11 protein-coding genes and 1 tRNA gene are annotated in these 13,752 nt (G+C 58.7%); 7 read left to right on the forward strand and 5 right to left on the reverse strand.

Annotated features, from left to right (window positions below; genetic code table 11):
• Positions 1–55 precede the first annotated feature (55 nt).
• The 5 genes from G9C82_RS00690 (at position 56) to G9C82_RS00710 (ending at position 5,821) form a co-directional block, all read left to right on the forward strand.
• Positions 56–2,020 carry a 3-hydroxyacyl-CoA dehydrogenase/enoyl-CoA hydratase family protein gene (locus G9C82_RS00690; protein WP_127013101.1) on the forward strand — a complete coding sequence of 655 codons (1,965 nt, stop codon included), beginning with the start codon at positions 56–58 and terminating at the stop codon, positions 2,018–2,020.
• Positions 2,021–2,177: 157 nt separating this feature from the next.
• Positions 2,178–2,252 (forward strand) — tRNA-Glu (locus tag G9C82_RS00695).
• Between the two features lie 728 nt (positions 2,253–2,980).
• A complete protein-coding gene (locus G9C82_RS00700) occupies positions 2,981–4,216 on the forward strand; it encodes a DUF4352 domain-containing protein (RefSeq protein WP_004961023.1) in 1,236 nt (411 codons plus the stop codon).
• Between the two features lie 104 nt (positions 4,217–4,320).
• Entirely contained in the window at positions 4,321–5,502 is a 1,182-nt protein-coding gene (gene glmU / locus G9C82_RS00705; RefSeq protein ID WP_127013102.1) for a bifunctional sugar-1-phosphate nucleotidylyltransferase/acetyltransferase, read from the forward strand.
• Positions 5,503–5,641: 139 nt separating this feature from the next.
• Positions 5,642–5,821, forward strand: coding sequence for a hypothetical protein (locus G9C82_RS00710; RefSeq protein WP_004961027.1), 180 nt, complete (start codon positions 5,642–5,644; stop codon positions 5,819–5,821).
• Positions 5,822–5,995: 174 nt separating this feature from the next.
• On the opposite strand, the gene G9C82_RS00715 is transcribed toward G9C82_RS00710, so the two are convergent.
• Positions 5,996–6,136 carry a hypothetical protein gene (locus G9C82_RS00715; protein ID WP_164734734.1) on the reverse strand — a complete coding sequence of 47 codons (141 nt, stop codon included), beginning with the start codon at positions 6,134–6,136 and terminating at the stop codon, positions 5,996–5,998.
• 239 nt (positions 6,137–6,375) lie between these two features.
• Here G9C82_RS00715 and G9C82_RS00720 point away from each other — a divergent pair, with 239 nt between their 5' ends.
• Positions 6,376–7,182, forward strand: coding sequence for a poly-gamma-glutamate hydrolase family protein (locus G9C82_RS00720; RefSeq protein WP_241244063.1), 807 nt, complete (start codon positions 6,376–6,378; stop codon positions 7,180–7,182).
• An 84-nt stretch (positions 7,183–7,266) separates the two neighbouring features.
• Here G9C82_RS00720 and G9C82_RS00725 read toward each other — a convergent pair whose 3' ends face one another.
• Genes G9C82_RS00725 through G9C82_RS00735 form a run of 3 tightly spaced genes read right to left on the reverse strand, consistent with a single transcriptional unit; the run spans position 7,267 to position 10,826 of the window.
• Entirely contained in the window at positions 7,267–8,505 is a 1,239-nt protein-coding gene (locus G9C82_RS00725; protein ID WP_127013104.1) for a poly-gamma-glutamate hydrolase family protein, read from the reverse strand.
• A 9-nt stretch (positions 8,506–8,514) separates the two neighbouring features.
• On the reverse strand, positions 8,515–9,681 hold the full coding sequence (locus G9C82_RS00730) for a Mur ligase family protein (RefSeq protein WP_241244064.1): 1,167 nt from the start codon (positions 9,679–9,681) through the stop codon (positions 8,515–8,517).
• Positions 9,678–10,826, reverse strand: a complete 1,149-nt coding sequence (locus G9C82_RS00735; RefSeq protein WP_127013106.1) for a poly-gamma-glutamate biosynthesis protein PgsC/CapC — start codon at positions 10,824–10,826, stop codon at positions 9,678–9,680. Before G9C82_RS00735 ends, G9C82_RS00730 begins: the two co-directional genes overlap by 4 nt.
• A 483-nt stretch (positions 10,827–11,309) precedes the next feature.
• Here G9C82_RS00735 and G9C82_RS00740 point away from each other — a divergent pair, with 483 nt between their 5' ends.
• Positions 11,310–13,292, forward strand: coding sequence for a long-chain fatty acid--CoA ligase (locus G9C82_RS00740; protein ID WP_127013107.1), 1,983 nt, complete (start codon positions 11,310–11,312; stop codon positions 13,290–13,292).
• Between the two features lie 31 nt (positions 13,293–13,323).
• On the opposite strand, the gene G9C82_RS00745 is transcribed toward G9C82_RS00740, so the two are convergent.
• Positions 13,324–13,716: a secondary thiamine-phosphate synthase enzyme YjbQ gene (locus tag G9C82_RS00745; protein WP_007190173.1), complete on the reverse strand. Its 393-nt coding sequence runs from the start codon at positions 13,714–13,716 to the stop codon at positions 13,324–13,326.
• Positions 13,717–13,752: the final 36 nt, after the last annotated feature.

The raw sequence follows: 13,752 nt of genomic DNA on the forward strand, positions 1-13,752 counted from the left end.
TGGTTTTCTAATGAGAGAAACGTTGAAGCCTCGGCCGGCAGTGGAACGATATGTCATGGATTTCGAGGATATTGACACTATCGCCGTGCTCGGTGCCGGGAATATGGGCCATGGAATCACCGAAGTGGCCGCGCTCGCAGGCTACGACGTGCGGATGCGAGACATCAAAGACGAGTTCGTCGAGGACGGCTACGACAACATCGAGTGGTCGCTGAACAAGCTGGCCGAGAGAGACCAGCTCACCCAGGAGGAAGCCGATGCGGCGCTTGACCGCGTCACGCCGCTGGTCGATGTCGAGGAAGCAGTCAGCGACGTCGACGTGGTCATCGAAGCCGTGCCGGAGAAAATGGAGATCAAGAAGGACGTGTACACAGAGGTCGAAGAACACGCGCCCGAAGACGCCATCTTCGCCACCAATACATCCAGCCTCTCCATCACGGAGTTGTCGGAAGTGACCGAGCGGCCCGAGCAGTTCTGTGGGATGCACTTCTTCAATCCGCCGGTGCGGATGCAACTGGTCGAGGTCATCTCCGGCGCACACTCGGGCGACGACACGCTGGAAGCCATCGAGGCGCTTGCCGAAGACTTCGGCAAAACACCGGTCCGCGTCCGCAAGGACTCGCCGGGATTCATCGTCAACCGCATCCTCGTCCCGCTGATGAACGAGGCCGCGTGGCTCGTCCACGACGACGCGGCGACCATCGCCGAGGTCGACTCGACGACGAAGTTCGACATGGGCCTACCGATGGGGTCGTTCGAACTCTCGGACCAGGTCGGCAACGACGTGGGGCTGCACGTGCTTGAGTACATGCACGAGGTCCTCGGCGAGCCGTACGCCCCGTGTCCGCTGCTCGAAGAGAAGGTCGAGAACGAGGAACTCGGGAAGAAGACCGGGAAGGGCTTCTACGACTATGAGAACGGCGGCGTCGATATTCCGACGGATGCCGGCCGCGAAGATGTCGAGCACCGCCTCGTCGCCGTGATGGCAAACGAGGTCGGGAAACTCGTCGAGAACGACGTGGCTCCCGTTGCAGACATTGACCAGGCTGTCCAGCTTGGCGGCGGCTTCCCGGACGGTCCCGCAAAAATCGCCGACAAGACCGGTCTGGAGACGCTTATCGACACACTCGAGGAAACCCACGAGGAGACCGGCGCGGAGCGCTATGCCGTCGCTGACGGCCTCCGAGAGGCCGCCGAGGCAGGCGGTTTCTACGGCAGCGACGACGATGCGCCGGCGGAGTTCGACAACGTCACCGTCGAATATCCCGGTGACATGGTCGGTCACATCGAACTCGACCGTCCACACCGGATGAACACCGTCAGCCCGGACCTGATGGACGACCTTGCCGACGCCGTCGACCTGCTCGAAGATGACGACGAGGTGCGTGCCATCCTGCTGACCGGAGCCGGCGACAAGGCGTTCTCTGCCGGGGCCGACGTGCAGGCGATGGCCTCGAACGCGACGCCGCTGGACGCTATTGAACTCTCCCGCAAGGGCCAGCAAACCTTCGGCAAGCTTGAGGAATGCTCGATGCCAGTCGTCGCCGGAATCGACGGCTACGCGCTGGGCGGCGGGATGGAACTGGCGACCTGTGCCGACCTCCGCGTGGCCTCGGAACGCTCCGAACTGGGCCAGCCAGAACACAACCTCGGCCTACTGCCGGGCTGGGGCGGCACGCAACGCCTCGCTCGCATCGTCGGCGAAGGCCGCGCCAAGGAGATTATCTTCACCGGTGACCGTTACGACGCCGACGAGATGGCCGAGTACGGCTTCATCAACGAGGTCGTCGACAACGACGCTCTGCACGAGCGGGCGCTGGAGATGGCCAAAGACATGGCCGCCGGCCCGCCGGTCGCACAGAAACTCACCAAGCGCGCCATGCTCGCCGGCCGCGACGACATCGACGCTGGCCTCGAAGTCGAATCACAGGCCTTCGGCCACCTCATCGGGACCGACGACGTGATGGAGGGCATCAACGCGTTCATGGGCGACGGAGAGCCGGACTTCGAAGGGAAGTAATACCAGACAGACGTCCGCCGAGCAAATACGTCCCATCTTTTTGCTGGAGACGTCTCGGGGATGGTCTGCTTACGCTAGCCACACGCCTGTGGTACGCATCCTCAGGTAGCGTCTATTTCGATGGGGTTAAATTGGTCCACCCGGAACGGTTGAGTACGCTCGGTTGGTGTAGTCCGGCCAATCATCTTGGCCTTTCGAGCCGAGGACCAGGGTTCAAATCCCTGACCGAGCACATTACTGTCGCAAACAAGTTCGCAAGCAACTGCTGCATCAGCCGTTCGGTGCAGCACCCCGCTGAACAGGTGTGGTGCGCACTCGCGCTTTCAGCCTCCGAGCTGCACGGTGTACCTGGTCTGTGTCCCGAGATACGTCCTAGAATCTGTGACCGTTAGGGGGGTCGTTGTTCCCCGACTGATGCCGCTCCATATCGGGTCGCCGCCGAAAGAAAGCGCGTGCACACCGGTCGCGTCATCGCTCCGGGTCCAGCAGACAACTGTGTCAGCTGTCGTCTGAATCTCCCGTAGCGACCGTTCGAACGAGTAGCTCTAGACACGCTCTCCGGCAATTCGGTCAACGGCATGGACCGTCGTCTCGCCACCAGAAACGCACACTATCCCATCCCGCACGATCGGCCGATTCGTCCCGCAATGACTCCACTGCCCCGCCAGTGGGCCGTTCGTCTGGTATATCCACCGAACTGCGTCACTTTCCGGCGGGCCGGGACGCTTGTCACTTGCCGCTGGTCCGTCGCTGTCTCAGGACGTTGGTCGGACCCCCTTGTCGTGCCCGTCGGAGACGCTGACGGTAGGCAAACCAGTGGTATCCGCTATCCTGACAGTCGATTGACTCAAATAAATCTACAAGATTTTATTTTGGATGATAAGCTGTTATACATTCATATTTGACAAATAAATAACTAAAAGAAAACATATTTGTATATGTATATAATCCCAGTAGTACATGGACCGACGAACATACATCGGTACGATTGGAAGCAGCATGGCTGCACTCAGCCTTGCCGGATGCAGTGGTAGCGACGGGGGAGACGGAAACGAGTCAACATCAACGCCCGAACCCACGTATGAAGTAGACCAGGAAGCACCGGCGCGACTGAAATTGCTCTCAGTGAGTGGGCCAAAAGAGGTCGCGTTCGGTGACACCATCAAGGGTGACGTGACTGCTGTCAACGTCGGTGGCGAGCCGATCTCCGGGGATGCGACCATCGAGTTCGTCCATTCAGAATCGGGTGCCACTGAGCCACAGACAGTTACCGTCAACGCTGATGGCCTGAAATCCGGCGAAGAAGTCTCGCATAGCTATCGTGTTGACGCCAACTACGCCGGTGCATGGGCGTTTGAAACGTCTTCGGACTTCTACGCTGTCGACGATACAGTCACGTCAACCGTGTCGGTCCTCCCGAAGCAGGGGAGCACTGGGGAAACCATTGAGCTTGCGAGTGGGGTTCAGGCCACAGTGTCCGATATGACCTATGAACAGATGATAGCCTACGAGTTGTCTCCTGGCGAACGGACCATAGGCGACAACACTGCACATGCTATCCGCGAAACGGTCTCAGATAATATCCTGCTGATTCTGAGCGTTACGTTCGAGAATGGAACGGGTGAGGCAAAGACAGTGTCAAAAGACGACTTTGTTGTTCCCGAATCGAGCTTCGTGAGCGAGTCGGCCGCAGGTCGTGACGGAACGAATGCAGCCGGGGAGAACATCAACCCGGGACAGACCTACAGCGGCCACCTGATTTACGCTGTCCCGAAGGCTCAGATTGACGACCTCACATTCGGCATAAACCTCGCTGAGGGGAGTGCGGTCGCTGATATCGAAATCCCGCTACAGTCTCCCGGTGGCTTCCCCGAGTTCGAACTGGCGAATATCGATGTGCCACCGGAGGATGTTACAGGCGATGAAGCAACAGTTGCGATGGAGGTCGAAAATGTGGGTGACAGCGCCGGAATGTTCAAATCTATCTTCGAGTTCAAAACACCCGAAGAGTCAGGCTTATTTGCCAGCTATTCCGCCGATACGTGGTACATTGACGCCGATGGCCCCTTCACACAGCGGATTCCCGCTGGAGAAACTAGAACCATCGAACTGGTGACGGAGCCGGATTCGGACAGACGGTGGGACTACCGGACGACACCTTTCGGAGCGGAGTGGACGTTCGAGGCCGTAGAATAGGTGTAGGGCCCCTCATGAGTACACTACTGTGACTTCTATGTCTCCCGCTTCTCGAACGAGTCAACAGCGGTAGGTATTTTTCGGGGCCGGGCGACGGGCAGACCATGCAAGCTGTCGTACTCGCGGCGGGGCAGGGGACGCGTATGCGGCCGTTGACGGACCACACACCGAAGCCGATGCTTCCGGTCGCTGACCGGCCGCTGGTGGCACACACCGCAGACACCGCGATTCAGGCGGGGGCCGACGAACTCATCTTCGTCGTTGGCTATGAGGCCGAGGCAGTCCGCTCGTACTTCGGCGATGAGTACGGCGGCGTCCCGGTCAGCTTTGCCGTCCAGGAGGAACAACTGGGGACCGCCGATGCGGTGGCCGCCGCAAAGGAACATCTTGAGGGTCCCTTCGCAGTCCTCAACGGCGACAATCTCTACGACGCCGAGAGTCTCAGCGGCCTCTTTGACGCCGCGCCGTCGGTCGCCGCCTACCGCGTTGACGACCCGACAAGCTACGGCGTCTTATCAACTGAGGGCGACACCATCACCGGCATCGTCGAGAAACCGGACGACCCGCCAACGGACCTGGCGAACGCAGGCGCGTACGTCTTCCCGGCCGAGGCACGGGACTGGCTGGACGTGCCCCTCAGCGACCGCGGGGAGCGCGAAATCACGGATGTCCTTGCGAAAGTCATCGAGGAGTCGACAGTCACCGCCGTTGCGGTCGACCGCTGGCTGGATGTGGGCCGTCCCTGGGAGCTACTGGAGGCCAACGAGTGGAAACTGGGACAACTGGACCGGCGACTCGACGGGGAGGTGCGGGGCGATGCGGACCTGCGCGGCGAAGTCGTCGTCGAGGCGGGTGCAGTCATCGAACCCGGTGTCGTCATCGAGGGGCCAGCGCTGGTCCGCTCTGGCGCTCATATCGGGCCGAACGCCTACATTCGTGGGGCGACCCTTCTGGGTGAAGATACCCACGTCGGCCACGGGGTCGAACTCAAGAACACGGTTTTGATGGCTGATTCGAACGTTCCCCACGTCTCCTACGTGGGTGACAGCGTCATCGGTCGCGAGGTCAACTTCGGCGCTGGAACGCAGGTGGCGAACCTTCGCCACGACGGCGACCCGGTGCGGATGACGGTGAAAGGCGACCGCGTCTCGACAGGCCGGCGGAAGTTCGGTGTCGTCGCGGGCGACGGCGCAAAGACGGCCATCAACACCAGTCTGAACGCCGGCGTTGTCCTCTCATCGGGCGCGACGACGACACCCGGCGAATCCGTCACTCGGGACCGATAGCGAGGACCTCGCAGCGAGCATCTGTGTACGATGACTCCACGCAGGTGTCCTTTTGTTTCTGATTCGTCATTCGTATATGTTCGTGACGTTCAGTGCAAGTATGTGGGATTAAGTGTCGTGAAAGACATTCCCAACTAAGATGGTCGACCCGACATCGGATCACCACGAAGATATCGACGAGGACGAGGCACCGGAGTGTGCTACATGCGGTGACGCTATCGCTAACGAAGTGACCCACCGCGTCATTACATGGATCGAGGACAGCACCGTCGAAACAGCCCACTTTTGCAACGAGGACTGCCGGCTAGAGTGGCAGTAACGCGTCTGTATTCCCTCCCGGTTCAGGCCCGGGTACCTGTTCCAGTTTGCGTCCCTCGGTGCGTCTTTGACAGACCACAGATGTGTGTCAATGATTCATACGTGCCTACACAGTTCCGGTATCGATGTGATGCACTGCATCGGGGGAGAGTAGTCTCCCTGTAGGGAGTTTGACCTATCCGTTTGCAAGAATACGGACCTCACCTTCGTGGAGGACTGTCTCTTGTTCTTTATCAGTATAGACAATCGCGTTCTGATACTCCTGTACGAAGTCGTCCATCGCGTTTCCCCAGACCGGCTCAGATGAAATTACCATGTAAAGAACACGGGACGCTCTGATAAAAATGGTACTGTAATGACGGTTCCGCAGGATTCTCAGAGCAGATAATCTGGCCACAATGCGTATAAAACAGATTATATTGTTGAGACGTGATGGATCGAATCACAAGACGAACTGTTCTCTCAAGTGCTGGCAGTACCATTCTTACACTCGGTGCAACTGCTGTGAGTGGAAATCCAGGCCGCGGCTCCGGCCGTAATAATACGACTGTGCAGATGAGAGAGACCGAAGATATCGGCTCTGCGGAGCAGTGCCGGCTTCCACAGTCGATGATGGACGCTCTCGGTGTTCAGGCGGACCAGCAGGTTCGACTCGTGTACGACGGCGAGGCCGCAGTATTCACTGTTGCTCTCTCGGACGATACGTTCGGATACATCAACAACAATGGGAGAGAGCGTCTGCGAGCGAAAAGCGGGTCGTTTCGCGTTGCTGTTAGCGCAGACGTTATTGATTCGAATCTGGACGAAGAGCAAGCCAAAGCAGAAGGTGGGTTTATAGAACGGACAACTGAGTCGGAGCAGTCTGAACTGGCAGTCCTTGCGCCACACGGTGGATACATTGAGTGGGGAACTGACACGCAGGCGGAACGCATGACAGCCCAACTGGACGCAACCAAATGGTGTAGTTCGGGATGGTCGCCCGGCGGCGGCGCGTTCCGTCGGTGGCACATTACCTCGACAGCTATCCACCCGGACTCGTTCCCGGCCTTACAAGATATCTCTGATCGGGAGTTCGACCACGCCGTCGCCTTCCATGGCTGGTCAGAGTCTCACGTGGGTATTGGCGGCGCTGCACCCACCTGGCTCCGTAGAGACGTTTGCGACGCCATCTCCGAGGTTGTCGACTGTGACGTTCGCCTTGCTACTGATGGCTCACGGGCCGGCGATTCGCCGGAGAACATCGTCAACTGGATCACCGCATCCGGGAGCGACGGCGTCCAGATTGAGCAACCGTGGGCGGTCAGAGACGAACGAAGAAACACCGTTGCTGACGCAGTTGCCGATGTATTTGAAGTGTTGTAGGAGACAGCGCGGGCCCAGCCAACCGCTTAGCTCCCGTCTCCAGAAACTATGGCGGAGCGATTGGATCCGAGCGCGGTTTCGTCTTCAGCCGTCGAACAACGCCGATCCGACAGCAGCAGCGATCAAGTCACTGTACTTTCGCCTGTCAGCGATGGGCTGTCCGATCCAGATCCCGTTCGATTGGCTCTCAGTAACCCGATTGACTAACGTCTGTGGGCTGTCTGCTGCGTAGTGACTCTCACCCAGTTTGACCGGCGACCCGTCGTGTGGCAGCGCACTGTCAATCGAATCGGCAACCGACTGTCGGATGTCTTCGGGTGCAGCGCCACCGACATAGATCGTTTTCTCGTTGATACCGTTGAAACTGACTGCGTAGTCGTATGTTTGCTCGGACAATTCGGCGAGACGCGGATAGCAGATAGTCGAGAGCTCTGCCGATGGGACGTACCACCGGTAGAAACTCGTGTCCGACCCGTATCCCTGAAGCTTCCAGGACGTGACACTGGCATCGGAGAATTCCGAACGGAGACGTGTGACCTGCCCGCCGGTGAACGGCTGTATCTGTCCGCCGTGCGGTGCCAGGACGGCGTACCCACTCCCACCCATATTGAGCGTTTCGATGAGTTCACCGCGTTCCTTTGCTTCACTGGGGCTCAGGTCTGCAGCAGGGACTCGCGGATCAATCTCGACGTCAAACGCTTCGCCGGCGAGGCTACAGTTATCATCCCCGCGCAGGGAACCCCATCGCCGTTCGTCAGAGAAGCTCCCGTCCTCGTAGAAGGAAACGCGGCATTTGCCCTCTGCTGAGGTCCGAACGGTACTTGCGTCTCCACTGATACTTTCACTGATTGTATAGACTGCGGCGTCGTTTCCGCGAGTAACACGCACTTGATCGCCACGGTCGCGGTCGAGCATATTGCGGACCGGCTCCGCAATGTGAAGTTGTCTGTAGCGGTTCGTTGGGAGATTCTGTGCCGCCTGTTTGTCGACCGTGACGGTCGCACTGTCCATCTGACCAGCCGTCGCAGTGCCGCTTCTTGCCTGCTCTAACGGACTGGCAGCCCCGACACCGATGAGACTCGGCATACTCGGGATGCCGAATGAATCTACGGCAGCAAAGCCGGCCCCGAACAGAGCGGGAGAGCCGAGCGTCCCAGCGATTACCGCCCGTCGGCGGATGCCACTGGTTTTCGCGCTTACGTCTGCCGCGGTGTTCTCAGCTGTTGTTTCTGCCTCGGTGGCCGACTGGCTACTGTCGTCGCCAGTGGTAGCAGGGGTGTTTGTTGACTGTGCGCCGTCGTTATTGGTCGTCTCATCTGTCATTGGTAATCGTTATTGTGGACGTTCGATTGCTCGTTTCTCGTTCGCTGACGTGGATTCCTCCGGCATTCCCTGGCTACTGTCTGCCTGCCGTGCCTCGATTTCGGCTTCGAGGTCGCGCATGAAATCGGCGACAGTGTTCCCCATGATGAAAACCGGCCAGCCCGGTGACAGTGCTGCGTCTAACACAGCACTTGCAGATTTCGACGCATCGTGCGTCGCAACCGGGAACGACGCCTGATTGTCAAACAGTTCCGCGTGCGGGCCAACAGCGTGCGTTACCTCGAACACATCATCCGAATACAACCCGTCCAGATAGGACAGAAACGACGCTGTTCTGGCACGGCGGTCTGGACGCAAGTATATCAGCGGCTGGATAGTGTCAACATCATTATCATCGAGTGCCCGGCGGACGATTTCGGTACTATCGATGTCGTTGACTGACGCAGCATTATAGACGCGGCCGTCGGCCAGTGTTGTCCATCTGACCTGCATTTCATCGATATAGGCCTCTATTTGCCGGTCAGAGAGCGGCTGTTCGCCAAGTGCTTCAAGCACGTCATTCAGACCGAGTATCGTTTCTGCGCCCGGCACATTCTGTAGTGCCTTCGGAACCAGCACCCAGCGGATCTGAACATCAGTCTCCTCCAGTTCTCGCTTCAGCACTGCGCGAAGAGTCGGACGCTGTTCGCCGACGACGAGCGTCACACCATCGGGAATCGTTCTGGCGAACGACCGGGCTATCTGTGTGGGAGTGTCCCCGAGCCAGTCGAGGTGATCGCTCCTGATGTTGGTGAGAAAGATGACATCGGGATCCGTGAACCGCTGATGGACCGTTCGCGTGGTGTACTCCCCAATCGCCTGATTCTCGAAGATAGCTGTTTCGACCGGTGCGTACTGTCGCAGCTGGGCCTCGTTTTCGTACAGCGTGACTCGCCGCCCTCGCTCAATCGGGTGGGATTCCCCGTCATGCAGAACGAGCGGCCGATTCCCGGTAATCTTCGCGAACGCGTCTCGTCCGCGACCGTACAGAATCTCGTAGAGCCAGCGCGTTGCGCCGGATTTCCCGCGGGTGCCGGTTACGACGATCTTCTCGTCTATGTTCCCTAATCGGGCTTTGTGCGACGGTCCTCGGTTCGCAACGTTGCGCAGCCGCTGGATACATTTTTTGAGATTCATACCGAGTCTCTCCTGACTGGTCGCCATCGCTTATCGAGTCGTCGTTGCTGTTCAAGCCGGGCAGCCGTCAGCCCGCCGGGGACGAGCGCTACAACCGTCACCAGCGCAATCGATCCCATTCCACCGGGCACTGATGGGGGAGCCGTCAGTGCTGACACCAGCAGCACAAATACGGCAAAAATGGCTGCTGAAAGCCGGGTCGACTGGCGGAGTTCGGTCACGGAGAGGCGGTGGACGTTGTATGCACCGATTCCGCCGATCAGCGCGGTGAACAACAGGTAATTGCCCGGAAGAGCGGTGAGCATCTCGGCAGGGACGGACAGCAACACAGCAGTGACGGCTGCCATTGAAAGGAGGACCCGCCCATACACCAATGTCCGTCGATGGATGAACTGAATGATCGCATACGTCGCCAGCAGGAAGGCGGCATAGAGCAAAAACACGGAAGGCTTGGCGACAACAAAGAGTGCCAGTAGCGGGAGGGCGATAATCCCGTATAGCCGGACGTTCCAGACCGTCTCCACGAACAACGATACCAGTAGTCCCAGGAACAGAACGCTCAGGCCGACTGCCGGACCGTGCATCATCCCGAAATTACCGCCTGCAACAGCGACATTCCGGAACTGTGCGACATCAGATGCTGGCGAAAACAGGAGCGTTGCGTCCGTACCGAGCAGTGCCAGTGTGGTCTCTGAGACCAGTGCAGAACCGAGTATGAGCAGGCCAATGTACGCAGCGCCGGTCGCGACGAGATCATCAACCAGTCGCTCAAACTCAAGTCGGTGGAGGTTATACGCTGCGACTCCCGGGAGAATGCTTCCGATCGCATACACCTCAATCGAGCTGGTGTAGTAGCCGAACGATGCTAGTACGGCGACGGCAATACACGGAATGACCGCGCCAAACAAGATTGCGGTATATAATAGCCTTCGACCGTACAACAGTGTCCGTTCGGAAACGACCGTAAGGCACCAGTACGCAGCCGCGACACTGACGACCAGCACTGGCAGGGATGAGACGTCATATAGTGTGTACAGTGCAAACAGGGGAACGACAATAACCCCTGACAGCCTGAGATCCCACAACTGCGTGGCTGTCACCCCAAGTACCAGGCCAGTGATAACAATTGCTCCGGAGAGTATCATTCCTGGCTATGTCGAAGTCCCAGTGTACGTGCGACGGCTATTTCTGCAGGCAGCTGTTCCTCGATGGTCGGATCTACATGAGCCGACAGAGAGTACCGTATATCATTTAGGTGCATCTCTTGTATCTATAAACACTAATATGAATTTGTTATACACCTGCAAAATGTAAGATTGATATATAAAATGCCGAAACTCAACTCATAGTATGACTCTTATTTCTGTTGTGTGACAGCTAAAGAAAGCCTATACGCATGGTATGGGGAAAAACGACACCTTACTGCTTTATTTATCACATTGTCAATTAGTAACACCATCTGTCTCGTCGTCTGGGCGATATATATCGAGTAGTTGTCGTAATCTGGATCGGTTGCTAGCTGCTGTCTGGGTACCCGACGACACCGCGGTGAAACAACTCTAACAAACCCGAAAAGTGTTATCATCCTGCATATATTTGGGCTCCCATGGTGAACACCGACCCATGACATGACTGCGGGCAAGCACTCTGGTTGGCGTCAGGCCGAGGAAGAGTACACTGACGAAGTCATCGGCGACGACACGCTGGGCGAGATGTTCGCCGCAAGCGCGGCACGGAACGCCGACACAACAGCTCAGCTGTACAAGGGTGGCGTCTACGACCGGTCACTGACTGACGACGTGATACCGGCGGCTCCTGACGGCGACTACGCCGCTCTCAGCTACGAACGGATGCATCAGCTCGTCAAATACTTGGCCGCAGGATTCCGTGACCTCGGCGTCGGCTCGGACGCTCGCGTCGGTATCCTGTCCAACACCCGGATGGAGTGGGCGCTGAGTGACTTTGCCATTCTGTCTGCGGGTGGGGTGGTGACGACCGTGTATACGGATTCCTCGTCGAAACAGGTGCAGTATCTGTTGTCGGACCCAGAGGCGAGCGCCGTCGTCGTGGAGAACGCTGCGATGCTGGACCGTGTGCTGGCTATCGAGGACGACCTGTCGCTCTCGTTCATCGTTGTCATGGACGACACCGATGTGGACCGCGAAGACGTACACACGCTCAAAACGGTGTACAGGCGCGGCGAGGAAACGTTCAGCGAGACGGCATACCAGTCCTGGCTGGACGAACGCGACCCCGACGACTTGGCGAGCCTCATCTACACCTCCGGGACGACGGGCCAACCGAAAGGGGTCCGGCTCACCCACCGCAACTTCCGGGCGAATGTCAATCAGACGCGCAAGCGAATCGGGCCACGACCGGACAAGCCGTCGGACCTCCCGACCATTACCGCAGACACGCGTTCGATAGCGTTCCTCCCGCTGGCGCACGTGTTCGAACGCCTTGCAGGCCATTTCTTCATGTACGCCTCTGGCGCAGCTGTGAGCTACGCCGAGAGTCCGGATACACTGGCTGATGACCTTCAGACTGTGAAACCGATGACCGGGCTGAGCGTCCCCAGAGTGTACGAGCGCATTTTCGACAATATGCGAACGCAGGCCAGCGAGTCCCCGCTGAAAAAGCGCATTTTCGACTGGTCGATGGACGTAGCCCGCGAGTACGCCCGCACTGAGAATCCGGGACCGATACTCACAGCGAAACACTCGCTTGCGGACCGCCTCGTCTACAGCACCGTCAAAGAACGGCTCGGCGGGAACATCGAGTTCATGGTCAGTGGAGGCGGCAGCCTCTCGAAAACGCTCTGTGAGACGTTCCTCGGGATGGGACTGACGATACTCGAAGGATATGGACTCACGGAAACGTCGCCGGTTCTGAGTGTGAACCCGCCGGAAGACATCAGGCCCGGCACCCTGGGAGCCCCGTTGCCTGCTGTCGACGTTCACATCGACACCGGTGTCGTCGACGCCAGCGAGTTCGACGGCGTGACCGGCGACGTGGGCGAACTGCTCGTCGACGGCCCGAACGTCACGCAGGGGTACTGGAACGCGCCCGATGCGACGGCGCGGGCCTTCACGGAAATTGACGGCACCCAGTGGTTCCGCACCGGCGATATCGTCGAACGCACCGACGACGATTTCCTTATTTATCACGACCGCCTCAAAGAACTGCTCGTCCTTTCGACGGGAAAAAACGTCGCGCCACAGCCCATCGAAGACCAGTTCGCGACGAACGACCGGGTCGATCAGGTCATGGTCGTCGGCGACGACCAGAAGTTCGTCGGCGCGATAATCGTCCCGAACTTCGAGGAACTCCACCGGTGGGCCGACAGCGAGGGTATCGACCTTCCCGATGACCCCGAGGCACTGGTCGATGACGAACGCGTCCACGCGTGGGTCCAGACTGCCGTCGACGCGGTCAACGAGGAACTCGAACGTGTCGAGCGGATCAAGTCGTTCGCGCTCGTCTCCCGGGAGTGGACCGCCGAGAACGACTTGCTCACGCCGTCGATGAAAAAGAAGCGACGCAACATCCGCAGCGCGTACCGCGAGAAACTCGCCGAGATATACGGCGAGCAGCAGGTCGAGGCAGCCTGACTTGGTGGTCGCCAGTAATGCCGTCGCCGTCTCAGTCGGTGACGACTACGTCAACCGCTCGTTCGCGCGGCCCGTCACAGTCAACGAACAGCACGGACTGCCACGTCCCCATATCGAGGTCCCCGTCGCGGACGGGAATCGTCTCGCTTGGCCCGACGAACATCGCCCGGACGTGTGAATCCGCGTTGCCGTCCAGTTCGTCGTGGTCCCACCCGCTGTCCGGAATAAGGTCCCCGAGGGCGTCGCTGAGGTCACCCAGCAATCGCGGCTCGGCCTCGTTGACAGTGATGCCAGCCGTGGTGTGACGGACGAAAACGGTGCAGGTCCCTTCGGCGTTTTCAGGAATCACGTCCCGAACCCGGTCGGTGATATCAATCACGTCTGTGTGCGTGTCGCTTTCGACGGTGAACCGAGTTGCGCTCATATCGAATGCCACTCCCCGGACCTATGTGAAGATAGG

It is taken from the genome of Haloarcula sp. R1-2 (assembly GCF_011627385.1).
Lineage (GTDB): Archaea > Halobacteriota > Halobacteria > Halobacteriales > Haloarculaceae > Haloarcula > Haloarcula marismortui.

Excerpts from the sequence above, each read along its gene's own strand:
- G9C82_RS00690 (WP_127013101.1), top strand. The coding sequence starts at position 56 with ATGGATTTCGAGGATATTGACACTATCGCCGTGCTCGGTGCCGGGAAT.
- G9C82_RS00700 (WP_004961023.1), top strand. The coding sequence starts at position 2,981 with ATGGACCGACGAACATACATCGGTACGATTGGAAGCAGCATGGCTGCA.
- glmU (WP_127013102.1), top strand. The coding sequence starts at position 4,321 with ATGCAAGCTGTCGTACTCGCGGCGGGGCAGGGGACGCGTATGCGGCCG.
- G9C82_RS00710 (WP_004961027.1), top strand. The coding sequence starts at position 5,642 with ATGGTCGACCCGACATCGGATCACCACGAAGATATCGACGAGGACGAG.
- G9C82_RS00715 (WP_164734734.1), bottom strand. The coding sequence starts at position 6,136 with ATGGTAATTTCATCTGAGCCGGTCTGGGGAAACGCGATGGACGACTTC.
- G9C82_RS00720 (WP_241244063.1), top strand. The coding sequence starts at position 6,376 with ATGAGAGAGACCGAAGATATCGGCTCTGCGGAGCAGTGCCGGCTTCCA.
- G9C82_RS00725 (WP_127013104.1), bottom strand. The coding sequence starts at position 8,505 with ATGACAGATGAGACGACCAATAACGACGGCGCACAGTCAACAAACACC.
- G9C82_RS00730 (WP_241244064.1), bottom strand. The coding sequence starts at position 9,681 with ATGAATCTCAAAAAATGTATCCAGCGGCTGCGCAACGTTGCGAACCGA.
- G9C82_RS00735 (WP_127013106.1), bottom strand. The coding sequence starts at position 10,826 with ATGATACTCTCCGGAGCAATTGTTATCACTGGCCTGGTACTTGGGGTG.
- G9C82_RS00740 (WP_127013107.1), top strand. The coding sequence starts at position 11,310 with ATGACTGCGGGCAAGCACTCTGGTTGGCGTCAGGCCGAGGAAGAGTAC.
- G9C82_RS00745 (WP_007190173.1), bottom strand. The coding sequence starts at position 13,716 with ATGAGCGCAACTCGGTTCACCGTCGAAAGCGACACGCACACAGACGTG.